20 protein-coding genes and 5 pseudogenes are annotated in these 17413 nt (G+C 38.5%); all 25 read left to right on the forward strand.

All coding sequences use genetic code 11. From position 1 onward, the window contains the following. Positions 1-205: 205 nt before the first annotated feature. The 25 genes and pseudogenes from AC50Y5_RS07140 to AC50Y5_RS07260 all read left to right on the forward strand — a co-directional run bounded on the left by AC50Y5_RS07140 (position 206) and on the right by AC50Y5_RS07260 (position 17325). Complete coding sequence (locus tag AC50Y5_RS07140; RefSeq protein ID WP_494859449.1) at positions 206-604, forward strand: hypothetical protein; 399 nt, start codon at positions 206-208, stop codon at positions 602-604. Between the two features lie 253 nt (positions 605-857). After that, entirely contained in the window at positions 858-1160 is a 303-nt protein-coding gene (locus AC50Y5_RS07145; protein WP_056034251.1) for a hypothetical protein, read from the forward strand. A gap of 12 nt (positions 1161-1172) precedes the next feature. Continuing rightward, on the forward strand, positions 1173-1466 hold the full coding sequence (locus AC50Y5_RS07150; RefSeq protein ID WP_056034250.1) for a hypothetical protein: 294 nt from the start codon (positions 1173-1175) through the stop codon (positions 1464-1466). A gap of 286 nt (positions 1467-1752) precedes the next feature. Then, the gene (locus tag AC50Y5_RS07155; protein WP_056034241.1) at positions 1753-2085 is read left to right on the forward strand and encodes a hypothetical protein; all 333 of its coding nucleotides are present in this window, start codon (positions 1753-1755) and stop codon (positions 2083-2085) included. 2 nt (positions 2086-2087) lie between these two features. After that, positions 2088-2339: a hypothetical protein gene (locus AC50Y5_RS07160; protein WP_056034238.1), complete on the forward strand. Its 252-nt coding sequence runs from the start codon at positions 2088-2090 to the stop codon at positions 2337-2339. Positions 2340-2627: 288 nt separating this feature from the next. Then, positions 2628-3335 (forward strand): polymorphic toxin-type HINT domain-containing protein, encoded by a 708-nt coding sequence (locus AC50Y5_RS07165; protein ID WP_494859724.1) that lies wholly within the window; start codon positions 2628-2630, stop codon positions 3333-3335. A gap of 16 nt (positions 3336-3351) precedes the next feature. Further along, complete coding sequence (locus AC50Y5_RS07170; RefSeq protein ID WP_056034321.1) at positions 3352-3858, forward strand: hypothetical protein; 507 nt, start codon at positions 3352-3354, stop codon at positions 3856-3858. Between the two features lie 105 nt (positions 3859-3963). After that, positions 3964-4656 (forward strand): annotated as a pseudogene (locus AC50Y5_RS07175) (polymorphic toxin-type HINT domain-containing protein); the annotation flags it as partial. A gap of 13 nt (positions 4657-4669) precedes the next feature. Further along, positions 4670-4960: an immunity 53 family protein gene (locus AC50Y5_RS07180; protein WP_056034230.1), complete on the forward strand. Its 291-nt coding sequence runs from the start codon at positions 4670-4672 to the stop codon at positions 4958-4960. A gap of 62 nt (positions 4961-5022) precedes the next feature. Then, positions 5023-5334 (forward strand): annotated as a pseudogene (locus AC50Y5_RS07185) (polymorphic toxin-type HINT domain-containing protein); the annotation flags it as partial. A gap of 370 nt (positions 5335-5704) precedes the next feature. After that, the gene (locus AC50Y5_RS07190; RefSeq protein WP_494859452.1) at positions 5705-6217 is read left to right on the forward strand and encodes a hypothetical protein; all 513 of its coding nucleotides are present in this window, start codon (positions 5705-5707) and stop codon (positions 6215-6217) included. Between the two features lie 563 nt (positions 6218-6780). Further along, positions 6781-7989 (forward strand): annotated as a pseudogene (locus AC50Y5_RS07195) (IS110 family RNA-guided transposase). Positions 7990-8346: 357 nt separating this feature from the next. Next, positions 8347-8748: pseudogene (locus AC50Y5_RS07200) on the forward strand (RHS repeat-associated core domain-containing protein); the annotation flags it as partial. 36 nt (positions 8749-8784) lie between these two features. Then, positions 8785-9477: pseudogene (locus tag AC50Y5_RS07205) on the forward strand (polymorphic toxin-type HINT domain-containing protein); the annotation flags it as partial. A 339-nt stretch (positions 9478-9816) separates the two neighbouring features. After that, positions 9817-10308: a pentapeptide repeat-containing protein gene (locus AC50Y5_RS07210; RefSeq protein WP_494859453.1), complete on the forward strand. Its 492-nt coding sequence runs from the start codon at positions 9817-9819 to the stop codon at positions 10306-10308. Between the two features lie 202 nt (positions 10309-10510). Continuing rightward, on the forward strand, positions 10511-11146 hold the full coding sequence (locus AC50Y5_RS07215; RefSeq protein ID WP_494859454.1) for a hypothetical protein: 636 nt from the start codon (positions 10511-10513) through the stop codon (positions 11144-11146). Positions 11147-11151: 5 nt separating this feature from the next. After that, positions 11152-11412, forward strand: coding sequence for a hypothetical protein (locus AC50Y5_RS07220; protein WP_494859456.1), 261 nt, complete (start codon positions 11152-11154; stop codon positions 11410-11412). Positions 11413-11530: 118 nt separating this feature from the next. Continuing rightward, complete coding sequence (locus AC50Y5_RS07225) at positions 11531-12586, forward strand: polymorphic toxin-type HINT domain-containing protein (protein ID WP_494859457.1); 1056 nt, start codon at positions 11531-11533, stop codon at positions 12584-12586. Positions 12587-12594: 8 nt separating this feature from the next. Then, the gene (locus AC50Y5_RS07230) at positions 12595-13122 is read left to right on the forward strand and encodes a hypothetical protein (protein WP_494859458.1); all 528 of its coding nucleotides are present in this window, start codon (positions 12595-12597) and stop codon (positions 13120-13122) included. Positions 13123-13764: 642 nt separating this feature from the next. After that, positions 13765-14214 (forward strand): hypothetical protein, encoded by a 450-nt coding sequence (locus AC50Y5_RS07235; protein ID WP_494859460.1) that lies wholly within the window; start codon positions 13765-13767, stop codon positions 14212-14214. Positions 14215-14323: 109 nt separating this feature from the next. Beyond that, positions 14324-14677 (forward strand): hypothetical protein, encoded by a 354-nt coding sequence (locus AC50Y5_RS07240; protein WP_494859726.1) that lies wholly within the window; start codon positions 14324-14326, stop codon positions 14675-14677. Positions 14678-14763: 86 nt separating this feature from the next. Further along, on the forward strand, positions 14764-15183 hold the full coding sequence (locus tag AC50Y5_RS07245; RefSeq protein ID WP_494859462.1) for an SMI1/KNR4 family protein: 420 nt from the start codon (positions 14764-14766) through the stop codon (positions 15181-15183). A gap of 176 nt (positions 15184-15359) precedes the next feature. Beyond that, positions 15360-16112, forward strand: a complete 753-nt coding sequence (locus AC50Y5_RS07250) for a barstar family protein (protein ID WP_494859464.1) — start codon at positions 15360-15362, stop codon at positions 16110-16112. A gap of 214 nt (positions 16113-16326) precedes the next feature. After that, entirely contained in the window at positions 16327-16605 is a 279-nt protein-coding gene (locus AC50Y5_RS07255; protein WP_494859466.1) for a hypothetical protein, read from the forward strand. Positions 16606-16626: 21 nt separating this feature from the next. Then, positions 16627-17325: a helix-turn-helix domain-containing protein gene (locus AC50Y5_RS07260; RefSeq protein ID WP_494859728.1), complete on the forward strand. Its 699-nt coding sequence runs from the start codon at positions 16627-16629 to the stop codon at positions 17323-17325. The last annotated feature ends 88 nt before the right edge of the window (positions 17326-17413 follow it).

The following is a 17413-nucleotide window of genomic DNA, read 5'->3' on the forward strand; positions in this document are numbered from 1 at the left end:
CAGATCTGGCAACGTTCGAGGTTCTGTAGGAAGCAAAACGAAAAATGATGGAGTAACCTCTCCTACACGTAATGATGTAAGTCAATTATATGATTATCTTAATAACGGAAAATATAGAAATTAATTATTGAGAGGTGTTTATATGTCGTATGCAGTTTTTGATTGCTCTCAGTTTCTGACTTTTAGCAGTGACGAGTCAATGTTTATGAACGATGTAGTTCAATTCGAAAGGTTAGCGATGAAGGTCTTAAAAAAAGAGGAAATATCTGGGGAGAAGCTAGCTTATTTGAATCCTTTTCTTCTAGATAAAGTGATCGAGCTATTTAATCAAGAATTTGTAGGTATATTTGAAGATTGGAAGGAAGAGGAGAATCCGCCAATTGAACTTATTAATCTAAAAAAAGGAATCATTGAATTTAGTAGCAAGTTGGATATTGAATTTTTGAAGTTAATGATTATATCATGCGCCTCAGAAAACATTGAGGAGGATGCAATAGCTTGCAAGACTATTCATATTGACCAGTTTTATGAAGGGCTATTTGTGCTTTCTAAATGGAATTTCAAAGAAGTAGCCGATAATTTAATTATTACAATTAATCTATAATTTTCAATTCCTTAACCTTGACAGGCTTCTTGCCTTTCAAGGTTTCTTTTTTTGAACAGGACTTCCTTGCGATCTCGTGACCGGGTCTAAAGCTGCGGGTAAATATGGCACGAAGGGCGTCATTTGGGCTAGATCGAAGCTGAAGAAAGTAGCTACCGAAAGTGCAGTAGCAACATCTTTGAAAAGTAAGTTTGGTCTAAAGCTAAACTTGCATTTATTTAGTTTTGAGGGAAAAACTTAAGATACTGTTGAGTTGTTCCGAGCAGTTGGTCCAGATGAATTTTATGACATAATGAATAATCGGCTCTTTAGACCAGGACCATACAGTTTTGATGGTAAGCAATTCGGATATAATTTTGATGAAGTGTTGAAACTGACGGATTTCTTAAAGGATTCTTCAGCAATTATTAAAGTAAAGCTACTAAAGAGTGTAATTGATGAATTAGACCACACACCTGTTGAAAAAATGATATTAAAAGGCGGATCTGTAACGGTACATCCAGATAAATATGATATATTTAATCAATCTATTCTTGAGATAATACACGAATATTAGGAGAAATTTAAAATGTTAAAGCTCGTCGCTGAAGTCAATTTTCTACCAGAAAATGAAGGTGGAATGACAAAGGATATATTTTCTGGATTAATGGTATCATTTAATGTGAATGGCGAATTGATTATGTGTAAAATTAGCTTAGGAGAAGAGGATGATAAAAGGGTAATTTCGAAAGGAGAAAAGCATATTGTACACATTGAATTGCCTTATGGGGAAGTGTTTAAAGATTTAATTGTACCAAATTATGTATTTAATTTAAACGGTGGCGGTAGAATAATTGGTAAGGGAATTGTACTTGATATATAGATAACATTATCTGACCTGCTTATCTCCGGATAGGCAGGTATATTTGTGTTCTTAATGAGGCTTCTCATTGTAAGAATAACTAATCATTTAATCAGATTGTGGCTGAACATCATTCCAATCGATTCCGGGCCTGAAGCATGCTGGTAAATATGGCACTAAAGGTGTCATTTGGGCTGGATCGAAGCTGAAATCACGTTTTTTTGCTGGGGGGACGGGGTATGTTCAGACAGGTGGGAGAGAACTTTCAGTTGATGCATATCTAAAGCGACTTGATGCTGCTGATGCAATGTATGATTCCTTTAGAAAATCGAATGTGGATATACAGAGTATTTCCCAAAATACAGGTATATCTGAGAATAGAATTCGAAGAATAAAAGATCATTTGTTTATTAAAGAGCCTATTAAAGAACATGGTGTTGGACGCTTTGAAGCAGATTATGAAATCGCACAAGCATGGGATAGACTTCAAAAAGGATCATTTAAACCACAAGATATTGACTTATTGAATCATGAACTCTTTGAATCTAAATTTGAAGGTATTTTTAAAACAGACTATAGGACTGCACATGATAGAACGGTTGATTCTGGTCGTCCATGGTATCCACATGAGGAGGATTAAATTTGGCTTCATATGTATTGCTACTAAAAGTACAGGAAGATGACGAAACAGTTGTCTACAGATTTGGACCAAATGAAGATGTTATGGGTAAAATTGAATTTCATAAGTTAACTAAGAAGTTTTCCGAGATAGAGTCTATACCTGATCCTAATATTCCTAGCAAATTTTATTTTGATAGAGCAGCTCAAAGATTGGTGATTTGCTTGGTTAGAGAGGGGGGAGAGTTTCCAGAAAGAACTACATTTGAATCATGATTATTTTGGTTTTCATGTGATTGATTCTACAAGTTGTTAGGGCTACCCACTAATGAATGAATCGAGCGGAGCAAAAAGAAAGAATATAATCTTTATACCCGAGTTATTTGAATCTGAACCTAAAGAGATTATTCAAATATGTGAAGGCTAAAGTTTGTAAACCTTGATTGACCTTTTGCCTTTCAGGGTTTCTTTTTTTGAATGACTTCCTTGCCGATCTGGTACCACTGAGGTGAATGGCGAAAGGTTTCCAGCAGGAAACAAGTAGAGGAGAGAACTATCGAGGAAATCGAGGTAGGGGATAAGGTTCTCTCAAAGGATGACGAAACCGGAGAAGTGGCCTATAAAGAGGTCGTAGGGCTGTTCCAGAAACAGGCTGACGAAATTTATTACGTCCACATCGGGGATGAAATCATCGAGGTTACAGGCGAGCATCCATTTTGGCTCGATGGTAAGGGATGGACGTTTGTTAAAGACCTGAAAGTTGGCGACTTGCTTGTTTCGAGTGACGGTTCTAAACTGGCAATAGACAAGATTGAAAAAGAGTCGCGCGAAGCAACGGTTTATAACTTTGAGGTTGAGGACTTTAATTCTTATTTTGTGTCGAATCTAGGGATTTGGGTTCATAATTGTGCGATTAATGGTAATCCTGTTCCTACAAAATCTGGTGGAGGAAGTAATCCTAGTGATTTTGTTAATCCTCACTCTGAAAAACATTTATTCGATTCAACGAGACCATCGACTAAGAATCGTTCACAATATGGTCAGGACGTTGACGTAGGAAAATTAAGACAAGAGACAATAACTAATCCTGATAAAGCCTACTCAAATTGGCCAAATCCAAATAATCCAAGCAACCAAAGAATAACCAAGTATTATAAAGAGTTTGACGGTAATATTAGTACACCTGATACACCAACAGGGAGTCATAGGGTGTTTGAAAATTTGGATGATCCAACCAGAAGTTCACATTTTCCTTATGTTTCAAGAAAATAAATTAGGAGGTGAAAATTTGAATGAATTGTTGTATCACGCCTACTTAGCCGAAGGTCATGAACATTATGTCTCCAAAGAGGTAATTATGTCGGGTGGTATAAATTCTATGACAAAATCAAACAATCGATATAGCAATGGTGGTAGGATAAAACTTGAAGTGACAGAACAATTCAGACCTATAAATACACCTGATTGGGTCAATTTCAGAAAGGCAATCGGGGTAGATATTGTTAATCGCTTTACAAAATCATTTTGCTTTCCAGTGTTTTCAAATAAAATCTTGGTTTTTGATGGGGACATTTCTCTTTCTATCTACGACCAAGCATTTTATGAGGATTTGAAGGATACCGATGAGGAAGCACTAAATTTTGATACAGGTGAAAGTATTGAACATTGGGTAGAATTGTACTGGGCAAGTTTGATGACACTCCAAGATTATAAAGTTAAAAAGCCTTTTTCCAAGCCGGAAGTATTGATATTTGAATCTGTACCTAAAGAGATTATTCAAATATGTGAAGGCTAAATTTTGTAAATCTTGATTGGCCTTTTGCCTTTCAGGGTTTCTTTTTTATGACTCTGTTACCACTGAGGTGAATGGGGAAAGGCTTCTAGCAGGAAACAAGTAGAGGAGAAACCTATCGAGGAAATCGAGGTAGGGGATAAGGTTCTCTCAAAAGATGACAAGACCGAGGAAGTGGCCTATAAAGAGGTTGTAGGGCTGTTCCAGAAACAGGCTGACGAAATCTATTACGTCCACATCGGGGATGAAATCATCGAGGTTACAGGCGAGCATCCATTCTGGCTTGATGGCAAGGGATGGACGATTGTTAAAGACCTGAAAGTCGGCGACTTGCTAGTTTCGAGTGACGGTACTAAACTGGCAATAGACAAGATCGAAAAAGAGTCGCGCGAAGCAACGGTTTATAACTTTGAGGTTGAGGACTTTCATTCTTATTTTGTGTCGAATCTGGGGATTTGGGTTCATAATTGTGAGATCCCAGGGATGGGTAATGCAGGTGCACCCAAAGCTGGTGGGGGCAAAAGTAAAAACAATATGAAGTATGATCCTGATGCAACAGGAGAACATTCAACCTATAAGAGTGACCCTCAAACAGGAGAAATAACGAATTGGCAAAGATGGTATAAATCCGACCCAAGAAACCCAAATCCGTTTACTCCAGGGGAGAGATACGATGGCAAGGGAGCAGGGCACTTTAATAAACAAACTGGTCAAATGGTGGAAACACCCCATGTTAATGATCCTAAGACACCGGGGGGGGTAAGAAAGCCATACCCTTGGGAAATTCCAGGTAAGCTTTGAGGAGTGTGAATGAGTGGATATTTTGAGATGGTTACAAGAGTGGTATTCCTCACAATGTGACGGAGAATGGGAGCATGAAAGCGGTATTAGAATAACGTCCATTGATAATCCTGGGTGGCATGTTGCCATAAATTTGATTGGTACTACGTTGGAAGATAAGCAAGTTGATTTGATTCAAATTGAACGAACCGAAGAAGATTGGATCTACTGCAAGATAGAGGATGGCTGCTTTTCTGGTGCTGGAGGCCCGGGCAATCTTGAAGATGTATTGAGGGTTTTCTATCTATGGGCAACTAACGATTAAATTTTACACAACCTTGATTGGTTCTATGCCTTTCAAGGTTTCTTTTTTTGTGGGGGCTACCCAGTGCCGAAGTGGCCTATAAAGAGGTCGTAGGGCTGTTCCAGAAACAGGCTGACGAAATCTATTATGTCCACATCGGGGATGAGATCATCGAGGTCACAGGCGAGCATCCATTCTGGCTTGATGGGAAGGGATGGACGTTTGTTAAAGACCTGAAAGTCGGCGACTTGCTAGTTTCGAGTGACGGTTCTAAACTGGCGATAGACAAGATCGAGAAAGAGTCGCGTGAAGCAACGGTTTATAACTTTGAGGTTGAGGACTTTAATTCTTATTTTGTGTCTAACCTTGGGATTTGGGTTCATAATTGTACGGTTAAGGGGATGTGAAAAGGTCTCGAAACTAGAGGGTATAAGCCGCAACCTGGTGAACGAACTTTTGATGGGTATGTAAATAAAAATGTTGCGGCTGATAAAGAAACAACTTTACACACTAATTCAAAAGGCTTTAATAACAATTCACGGGGTTCTAATCCCGACGGGCAGTTCAAGAGATTTGGTTCAGATTCTCATGCAGGTTTATCACCTCACGTACATCAACCAACAAGGAATGTAAACAAAAATGGTGAAACTTTTGGTGGGCAGGGTTCTAAAACTCAGGGTGGCGGCGTGACTATACCAGGTAAGAACGATGTTAGTCAGCTTTACGATTACTTGAATAACGGGAAGTATAGGAGATAATATTATTTTGGGATGGCGGTCTTTAAGCCATCCCTCCTTTAGAGGTGAAGTTATGGCTGATGTTCTTTTCGATTGTACTCAATTTCTGACGTTCGAAGCGAATGAGTGTGGAGATGTTTTATCATTCCTACTACCATTGTTTGAAAAAAGTAATGATTTTATGGTGCTTCAAGAAAGAGAGATTTCCGAAAGAAAGATGTCCCATCTGAATGAATTTCTAAACAGACATACTGTCGAACTTGTAAATCAAGAATTTATAGGTGAATTTGATGAATGGTTTGAATTTGATGAGATACCTCAACCAATCAAACAGTTTGGTCAAAATATTAAGGAACTTATAGAAAGAAAGATCATTGAACAACTTACAATAATACTTGTCCGTTATGCTTATGGTGAAGAGTCGGCTGATAATATTTTTGTAGGTGATTACCGAGTAGAGAACATTTATGATGGGTTGTATCATGCATCTTGTTTTGGTAACTCGGGGAATATTGTGGTGATAAGGTTAAAAAAATCTTAACATTATATTGGAGGGGCTACCTAGTGCCGAATGAACTCATCATTCAACCAATAACACAGTTAACCTATGTAATACCCGTATAAAGATTTCGTCAATTCGGTTGTAAGCACGTCAACGCTTGAATTTTATACCCTAAATAACGCTATTGCGTTACATGAAGCAGGTCGATTATGGTCAAATACCACCATGATTGACCTGTTTTTTGTTATCTTCTCTTTCTTGCGGTTTTGAATCGCAACTTCTAAGATGGACAGTACGATAACTATGGTGAGGGCGGTCAACAAAGGTTATTTTGTCCGTAACTTAACTGACCATCGTATTATGTGATCAACCAGTTCTTTTTGGTTGATCCTTTTTTCATATGCATAGAGGATAAAAGTAGCCTGGTCGAACGTAACTGCCCGTGGGACTTGATCCCGAGCGCTATAGTGTTCACCCCTACTTGTCATGACCATGATTGAGGCTGGTTGGGACACCAGATCCCGTATAACAAGCGATGCTATGGAGTGACAAGAAGAATTCGTAGGGGCTGCCGGTGAATTTACACAAATAGGGGCGATTGAATGAATCCAGTTATCGGTCTAGATATTTATAAAGAAGAGAGCCATGGACAAGCCTTTTTAGAACGGGGAAAACCATATTGAGAGACGTTCCATTTCGAGTACACTCGTGATGGTTTAGCCAATCTCCTTCAAGTTTTAAAGGACGTTGAATCTGTATCCAAACAACGTCCTCTGCTTATTCTAGAAGCAACCGGACATTATCAAAGCCCTGTTGTTCAGTTTCTAGAGGAACATCACTATATTTATATTGTCATTAATCCGCTCATCTCAAATCGGCTTAGGAAGTCTCAACTTCGCAAAGTAAAAACGGATGCTGCTGACGCTTATCTTTTGGGAGAGTTGTACTACAAGGAAGAGTTTGAACCCTTTAAGAAAAGGGGGATACAGCTACTCAATCTACGCTATCTAACAAGGCAATATGAGTCTTTTTCAAAGATGTATGTACAGACTAAACTGCAATTCCAAGCTGTTCTAGATCAGGTTTTCCCTGCTTACAAAGGTGTCTTTGGAGCTATGTATTCAGGTATTTCGCTACGTTTTTTAAGTGATTTCCCAACCTCATATTCGGTTTTGCAGACAGACGAAGATACACTTAAGGCTAGAATGAAAGAACTGCTTTCTTCGAAACGAGGACGTTCAGAGGACTGGATTAACCAACGCGTTCAAAGGCTGCTAGATGCGGCAAAACAAAACCCATTTCAGCAAACCATGTACGTAAGCCACTTAATCAATTTGAAAGTCCTTATTACCCTCATTCTTCAGTACCAAGAGCATCTTATTGAATTGGAACAGAACATAGATGCTCTGGCTGAAGAAATTGAAGAGTATGAATTAATTCAGTCGATTCCCGGTATCGGACATAAAATTGCGGCAACAATTTTATCTGAGATTGGAGAAGTCGACCGATTTGATCATCCTAAAAAGCTAGTCGCCTTTGCAGGCATTGACCCGAGTGTCTTTGCTTCCGGTAAGTTTACAGCAACTCGAAACTGAATCACGAAACGTGGTTCCAGGCAGTTGCGTTACGCGCTGGTGATGGCTGTTCAGTGTGGACTTATTCGCTCTCGTAACATGCGAATTAAAGCGTACTACGATCGTAAAAGAGGCGAAGGAAAGCCGCATAAAGTCGCTCTAGTCGCATGTGCAAAAAGGCTCGTTCATTGGCTCTATGCTATCTTGAACAACAAAAAAGCATTCCGTCCAACATAAAGAGAATCACTTGGTATAACCTTCCAATAAGAAATAGAATTGGAGGGTTATTTGGTATGCTTATTTTAACTATACCACATGATATAAGTTCATTTTACTGGTAATCTTGACAAGCTAGTAGCTGGTATAGCAACGATGATTACTGTTAAGAACAATCTGGTAACGTGCCAGTCAACATATACAGGTAAGGATCGTTTAGGCTAGCAAAGCTACAGCTATGATGCGCGCAACCGACTCATGGAAGCAGGCGGCATCAGCTATGGCTACAATAGCGAAAACGTACGTACTTCTGTCACCGTAAACGGGGTAACGACTCGCTATGTCGTAAATCCGCAGGCCGTATTATCGCAGGTGCTGATGGAGACAGATGGACAAGGTAATCCGACGGCGTATTATGTGTACGGTCTTGGATTGATTGGCCGCGAGGCAGCGGATGGCAGCTATGCCACGTATCATTATGACCGTCGTGGAAGCACAGTCGCTCTGACGGATGACAACGGCGTGATAACGGATACGTATGAATACGGACCGTATGGTGAACAAATCCGTCATATGGGAACGACAGAGCAGCCGTTCCAGTATAATGGACGGGATGGCGTTGCAACGGATGCAAACGGCCTATACCATATGCGTGCGCGTTATTACAATCCTGAGATCAAACGCTTCATCAACCGGGATGTACTGACAGGTTCGATCAGCGATTCACAAACGCTGAACCGTTACGCTTACGTAAATGGCAACCCGATATCCTATGTCGATCCATTTGGCTTAAGCCGTGATGGTGACTCCGCATGGCTGCAAGGGGGAAGCTTCCTTGCCGATCTCGTGCCATGGGTAGGCACGGTGAAAGGCTTCCAGCAGGCATTTACAGGTAATAACTATATTACAGGCGAACATCTCTCGGCGGGAGACCGTTGGGGAGAGGGAATTGGAGCCACGCTGAGCATTATTCCGATTCCGGGTCTGAAGCATGCTGGTAAATATGGCACGAAGGGCGTCATCTGGGCTGGATCGAAGCTGAAGAATATTTTTGGTGAAGGTACGGTTAAAACGACGAAAAAACTCGTCTACGAATGTAATTGCTTTACAGCAGGAACCAAGGTTCTCACAGACGAAGGGGAGAAACCGATCGAGGAAATTGAGGTAGGGGATAAGGTTCTCACTAAGGATGACGAAACCGGAGAAGTGGCCTATAAAGAGGTCGTGGGGCTGTTCCAGAAAATGGCTGACGAAATCTATTACGTCCACATCGGGGATGAAATCATCGAGGTCACAGGCGAGCATCCATTCTGGCTTGATGGCAAGGGATGGACGTTTGTTAAAGACCTGAAAGTCGGCGACTTGCTTGTTTCGAGTGACGGCACTAAACTGGCGATAGACAAGATCGAGAAAGAGTCGCGCGAAGCAACGGTTTATAACTTTGAGGTTGAGGATTTTAATTCTTATTTTGTGTCGAATCTGGGGATTTGGGTTCATAATTGTGAGATTCCGGGGCTGGGTGGGCTTTCTTGGAAACCTGGAATGCAAGTTACAGAAGAACACATTAGAGAAGCGATGAAAACTGCTCCCTTACAAACTCAACAAAAAGCTGTATCCTTGCCAGCAATTAATCGATATACTCAACGTTTATCAAATGGCGAGGTTCCACCTCCAATTAAAGTTGATAATAACATTATTGTAGATGGTAATCACCGATATATTTCAGGTAGAGTGTTCGGGGTAGACATACCTACTACTCCTTATCCTGGTGGTAAGCCGGACAATATTATTGAATGGGGAAATGTGAAAATTGATCCATTTGATTGGGGAAACAAATAATTTAAAGAGGTGAACAATATTATTATTATTATAAATTGCATTGCAAATGAACCAATTCAACTTAATTTGGATTCACTAAAAGAAGCAAAACTAGACAATCTAAATTTACACAGAGCAATTCTTAATCGAGAAAATTTAAGCGGTTCGAGTTTAGTGGAAACAAATTTACGTGGTGCTGAGATTAAAGACGCAAATTTAAGTGAGACCAATTTAACGTGTGCCTTACTAATGGTGGCAATGCTTGAAAACTCTAATTTAGAGTCTTCAAATCTTACAAAGGCAAAACTTGCAGGAGCTGACTTTAGTAATGCAAATTTAAGTAATGCTATTTTAGTTGGAGCTGATGTATGGAATGTTAATTTTAAAGGTGCAAAATTAATGGGTGCTAATATGTTGTGTGAAAGGATACAGGATATTGTACTTGAAGGTGCTTTATTTGATGAAGAAACTATTTGGCCACCATTGTTTAATCCGTTAGAGTATGGAGCAATCAAGATTTGAATTTTAATGAGTTATGTAACAAGAATAAATATTAGTATGGGATAATTCTAATAGATTAGGAACAGATCCCTAGTATAGTTAATTTTGTTTTAGACCTTGAAAGGGTTCGTCTGTTCAATGGAAATATGATAAACCATTATAGCCTCATTGACCTTGAGAGTAATAATTCTCAAGGTCTTTTTTATCCTATTCGAGTATCAACTTGGGATCACGGGTAGTAATAAAAACAGGCTTCCAGAAGGAATTTACAGGCAATAACTATATTACCGGCGAACATCTCTCGGCGGGAGATCGTTGGGGAGAAGGAATTGGAGCCACGCTGAGCATTATTCCGATTCCGGGTCTGAAGCATGCGGGTAAGTATGGCACCAAGGGAGTCATTTGGGCGGGTTCGAAGCTGAAGAATATTTTTGGTGGAGGAATAGGTAATACTTTAAATAGGATTGATAGTGGATCCGGACATATCCCAATGGACTCGGAAAAGTTCAATAGGATGAAAAATGCTTTTGAAAGGCAAGGCGGACTTATTGTTCCCGAACATGAAGCAGTTCCTTTGTTGAATTGGCATGGTACAGAAGCTTCAACAATAAATGCTACCACGATAGCCTTTAGACCAAACCCATCTACTTCAGCAGTATTTGAGGAATTCATACATGCTACGCAGTATAGAACTGGAAGAGCTACGGGATCAAATATTTTAGAAATGGAGATAGAAGCTAAAGAAAAATTAATTAAATATAGGAAGGTATATGGAATACCAAATTCTGAAACTAGAGAGACAATACAACATCTTAGGGATTATAGGAGGGAATTGTATGAGCAACAACGGCGGTGGTGAAGAATTTGTTTAGATTAACTATTGAATTTTCAATGTTTATTAAAACAGTTAATGTAGTCGTTGTAACTGGAAAATATCAAGGGGATTTAGTAGGAAGTATTTTAATTGATGAAATTAATCCTTCTAAAAAATTTTTTGTGAATAATATCGTCCATATGAATTACAAGAATACTGAGCAAATTAAAGATACTATTTCATTAAGTCTTAAGCCAGATGATTACGATGTGAATGAATTAGTAGGAAGATGCTTGAAAAGCCCAGATTAATGACGTTATAAAATTAGAATTAGTAAATCTATTCCGTGATAAAGTCATACTGAATAGGAAGGCCAACTGTTCTCATAATTTTGAGGAATGAATTAAAGAGGAGTTACTTCTATAGACCTTGAGTGGCTTACTCGCCTTTCAAGGTCTTTTTTATCCTATCCTAGTACCACGGGTAGGCACGGTGAAAGGCTTCCAGCAGGCATTTACGGGTAACAATTATATTACCGGCGAACATCTCTCGGCGGGAGACCGTTGGGGAGAGGGAATTGGAGCCACGCTGAGCATTATTCCGATTCCGGGTCTGAAGCATGCTGGTAAATATGGTACCAAGGGTGTCATTTGGGCGGGTTCGAAGCTGAAGAATATTTTTGGTGAAGATGCGGTTAAAACGACGAAAAAACTCGTCTACGAATGTAATTGCTTTACAGCAGGAACCAAGGTTCTCACCGACGAAGGGGAGAAACCGATCGAGGAAATCGAGGTAGGGGATAAGGTTCTCTCTAAGGATGACGAAACCGGAGAAGTGGCCTATAAAGAAGTCGTGGGGCTGTTCCAGAAACAGGCTGATGAAATCTATTACGTCCATATCGGAGATGAAATCATCGAGGTCACAGGCGAGCATCCATTCTGGCTTGATGGCAAGGGATGGACGTTTGTTAAAGACCTGAAAGTCGGCGACTTGCTTGTTTCGAGTGACGGCACTAAACTGGCAATAGACAAGATCGAGAAAGAGTCGCGCGAAGCAACGGTTTATAACTTTGAGGTTGAGGACTTTCATTCTTATTTTGTGTCGAATCTGGGGATTTGGGTTCATAATTGTGAAATTAAGGGGATAGGTAATGGTAGCCCGAATTTTAGCCCGAATTTCGATACAAAATTAAGAAAACATGCTCTAGATATTTATACAACTTCAAAGGCTTTAGGTGTTCAAATAATAAAAGGAGATAAAGAAGGGATGAAAGAGTTCATTTTATCAATTGTAAATGACCCCAAAAATCTCGCTAATTCAAATCCTTTTAACTGGAATACAATTGAGTCTGTAGATGCCTTTGTTAAGGGTGATGCAGTTGTTTTAGTTAATCGAAATACAAACGAAATATTGACTTTTTTGAATAAAAAAGGAGATCGTTTGTCGAGTAAACTGAAATCGGAACTAGATTTAATTAGAGAGTGAGGATGGGCATGAATAATTATATATTATCTTTCAAAAAAAAGTTTGATTATTTTTTTGTGCAAAAAAAATTCTCGAATATTATTTATTTACATGCTGAGGATGATAACGAAAGATTAGATCATGTTCTTTACCTAGAGGAGGATAAAGGTGAAGTCATAGGCTTATATATAAGAGGCATGAATCCGTTAATCTCAATGCATAGAATTTATGATTTGGATGATTTTAATTTATTTGCTAGTTATGAAGAAGGATTAATTGAATGCAAAGAACATATTAAACTCAAAGTAGAGTATTTATGTTTGTTTTTTAGCACTCAATACAACGAATTATTTGGTTTCTATTTAGCGAATAATGATGAATCTAGCTCTATATTTATCTTATTTCTAGAAGATGAAATGTATATTGAAAAAGGTTGTAGTAAATATGACGCTATAAGGATGCTTGAAAAAAAGTCTTCAACTGAAGGCTTTATAGCTTATGAAAAAAAATATGAAACTGACTGGAAACAAGTAAGCTTTTTAAATGGAAAAAATTAAATTCTAAGGGTCGGTTCGGTCAACATTTTATACAAGCCCACTACAACACCCAACAACGCCACAATTCGGGTTAACCGCCGAGTTGTGGTTTCTTTTTTTATCCGTGGCTATATGTTAAAAAATACAAATATAAAAGAGGTGGTTATTCAAAAATACCTCACCCGGAGCCGAATGAGCCCATTATTCAACCAATAACACATCTAACTGAGCATTATTCCAATTCCGGGTCTGAAGCATGCGGGTAAGTATGGTACCAAGGGTGTCATTTTGGCGGGTTCGAAGCTGAAGAATATTTTTGGTGAAGCGGATGAACTAGTTACAGTATATCGGGGACAGATAACTATTTAGAGAATTTAATATATGATGAAACAGGACATTTATTAAGTGACGCCACCCGAATAGCATATAGTGAAACTGGTATTCAAGCTCATGGTGCATTCGGCACAGATTTGCCAAAAGCCTTTAAAATGGATAGGACATTGATGTCTGTCACTACTGATGAGAAGATTGCCAAGTATTTTGCAAATGATGGAAAAGTATACGAGGCTAAATCCCGAAATCCCAGTTACTACCTCAAACAATACCGGGGTCTACAGAAAATGAGTTCTTAATTAAATTTGGTATAGGAGGTTTTACTCCAAAGTGAACCTAAATAATGAGTTAATTTCTCAGCAACAGATTGATAATCAACTAATATATATTTTAGATAAAAAAGCTTTTAAACTTCTGGTAAACAATCCTGTTATTGAGGGGCAGAGGATTGGTGCATTAGACATGGTTTTTAACATGATGAATTTCGTGCGAAAATATACTTTGTTTTCTCTTGCATTCTATCCATTAGGGGATCAGAACAGGTGGATGTTTTGTTTATTATTCAACATGAATAACAAACTACAAAGAGTGCAAATTGAGAATGTGCAGTGCCAAGAGTGTAATTGGTTCGGAGTTATTGCAAACCCGACAATTCCAGAGCTGTATTATGGTTGTCCGGATAGATGGGAGGCATTGGATGAGGCTCATAAAACACCAAGAGTTAATTGCCCTAACTGTAGCAGCTCATTACCTAGACATTCAATATGGGCAAGTAGCTGATGATGAATGTTTTGGAGCGTTTACAAGGATATAGAAGTTTGTATTCTTTTTCGTTTGGAACTATGTATCTTTGGGAGCAAATATTACTGGATGGGATGGTAACTTGATTATGCAAATAAAATTACCAAATACTTCTCAACTGCCAAAGGATTTTAAATATCCGGATGCTTTTTTAAAGACAGTTAGACTTAGTTTAGTGGATTTTGATATATGGAATGTAATGAATGAGGATCAAGTTCTTCAAAGATTGAAGGGAGTGCAAGAGAGATATCCAAATAGATTATTAATCCCCTTCGCCCGGAGGATTGATAATGATGATATTGCTTGTTTTGAAGTAGGAAAAACTGAAGAAGTACAGATTGTTCATGATTTTTCATCCCCTGGTTACGAACAGCGCAAGTCATATATTACATTTTGGGATTGGTTTAAAGATGCAATAGATGAAATGATTGATTTTGAATAACAAAGCAGAATGATCTATAAACGATATTAACTGAAGAAAATGAATATATAATTAACGGATTTTATAACGGTTGGAGTGGATTCTTAATGGTCACTTGGACAACAGTTTATAAGGAAGCGGATATTGAAAATGTTAAGATTGTTGAGGAGAGACTTGCTATACATTTTCCTCAAGACTATCTGAATTATACAATCAAATATCAAGGTGGCTATCCATCTCCTTCAAATATTATGGTGGATGGAAGAGGTAGTATACAATTTATTTGCTTATTGACGTTCTTGGTATTTGATGAATTCGATATTCTTGAGAAATATAATTCAGTGAAAAAACATATTCCATATGGCTTAGTACCATTCGGGCTAGGGGAGGACGAACACCTTTTTTGCTTCGATTATCGGGCAGGCAGTATACCTTCGGTATCTTTATGTAAGTCTGATTCAGATAGTGGAATAGAAGAAGTACATGTTTGTAATTCATTTAGTGAGTTGATCTGCAATTTCTATTAGTTCTCTGCCCTAAGGAGGCAGTCCCCTCAGTATCTTTGAGAGACAGAAGAGCAAGGGAGAGGATGGATGGCTAGCTTGAATTTGCATTAAATCATAACTAAAGGATATCTAGACTATTTCCAGGCCCATGGTATCCAGAAGGTGGGAAGAAATAAGTCAAAGCTTATGGAGGCTATATGTTTTATAAATTTTCTTTAATAGATGCTGAGAGTGACTTAATTATTGGAAACTCTTCTGAACTTATTGGCCTGACTGGAAACTGTATTGAGAAAATGGATAGTGAGGTTTTTCATAAAATAATTCTGAAAAATTTTCGATATAATGATGAGTTTAAGGAATATTGCAAGAAAAAAACATATATAAATAATTTATATCTCACTATACTAAATAATGAGGGGATCCCAATAGGATCTTACTATTTAATTTTAAAAGAGCCTCAATATTATTTCAGGTCCGAGTTTAGTGAGTGTAGGATTGAGCTTGAATTAATTGGGGAATTGTTACAAGTGGCAGCGGAAGAAGATTTAGCGATTTGGGAGATGCGAAGATCATCACTTACAGAAAAAAACGTATGGACAACGTTATCAAAAGAACAGCGAATAGGATGGATAGAAGTTGCCCGATTACATTACAAAACAAGCCATAATTCTCAAGATCAACAAAATGGAAAGTACTATATTGATACAGCCAATGTAACAAATTCTTCTGATTTCTTCTGTGCACTTGGTGAGGCTATTAACGGCCCAGGTGGTTACTATGGTTATGATATTAAAAGTCTTGAGGATTGTCTTTGTGGAGGTTTCGGTGCAGCGCCACCATTTGTTATTTATCTGCTTAATGTTAATAGTAAGTGGAAGAAAGATATCAGTTTTGTTCAACAATTAAAGGAAGTATTTTCTGTAAGAAATGTAGCATTAGTCTGTAATTAATTTCGTCTGATATAGTTAAAAAACAGACTGCGGCATATTCCAAAAATTTAACTATATATGAATTGCAATCGAAGAAAGGAGCTAACATGAATTTTTCAATAACAGAGCTTATTGTTGTACCCATCCAAAATGAATTATTTATAAAGGCAAACTCCATCATTCACAATTTTTTCAGACTGTTTGACGGTCAGGGCGCGACCACACGGGGTTTATTATGAGAGCTGAACATCATGGCATCATTAATCGTTATTTTAATGCCTTATCCTCACCACAACGTTACGATGAAAAAATGGATGAAATACGGCTCGATTCAGTAAATGGAGAAGGACAAATAAATCGTCTCATTACCCATTCTGGCATTGAATGCATTGAGTCAAATTTAACTTTTAATAAACGGCGTATTGTAAGTTTTCAATCCAACGCGGCGATGGTAGAGCTTAGTTTTTGTTTTCAAGGAAATGCGGAGGTATGTGTCTCGGATTCAGCCTATTAATTAGAACCGAACTGCTGCACACTGCAATTTATGAAGGATTTTCAGGTATCGTTCGATTATGGAAGTCAGTCGAAGTTGCAGACAATGGCCATCGGTATCCCTCTGTTCTTGTTCGATAGCTATATGCAGGAAGTGGGAGGGAGAACGAAAACGAGTTTTGCAGACATTTTAGGAACCCGTAGTTTCCGAATGTTTCGAACAAGTATAGGTCCGGAAACGTTGCAGATTCTCAACCAGTTGCGTAATTTTCCTAGTAGCTCATCCATGCGCAGAATGTATGTCGAGAGTAAGGCCTTGGAGTTGTTAGCTTTATATTTCGAATCTTTATTATTTGAACGAGACCATGAATATAGACCAAGCCGACTCTCTAGAAGTGATCGCGATAAAATCAAAAAAGCGGAAGAGCTTCTACTATTACATATGGCTGATCCCCCTTCGTTGATCGAGCTTTCGCGGATGTGCGGGGTAAATGATTTTAAGCTGAAAATCGGATTTAAAGAGCAATTTGGTAAAAGTGTATTCTCCTATTTGCGGGAAAAACGGATGGAAAAAGCTTGGAGCTTGCTGCGTTTTGAAAATATGAGTGTTAGCCAGACCGCACAAATTGTGGGCTACAGCAATTTCAGCCATTTTGCTGAAGTGTTTCGTAAATCTTTTGACTGCTCTCCGTCGGACGTAAGAAGGGAGCGGCATAAGCAACATATTGTGGTGAAGCCCTGAAAAAATCCGTTAAACCGTTATTTTCTCCGTCGGCTGGTAGCTTGTCTGAGGTTGTCGATATATGCTTAATCGGTGATTGAAAATGATT

It is taken from the genome of Paenibacillus sp. JT22N7 (assembly GCF_059383875.1).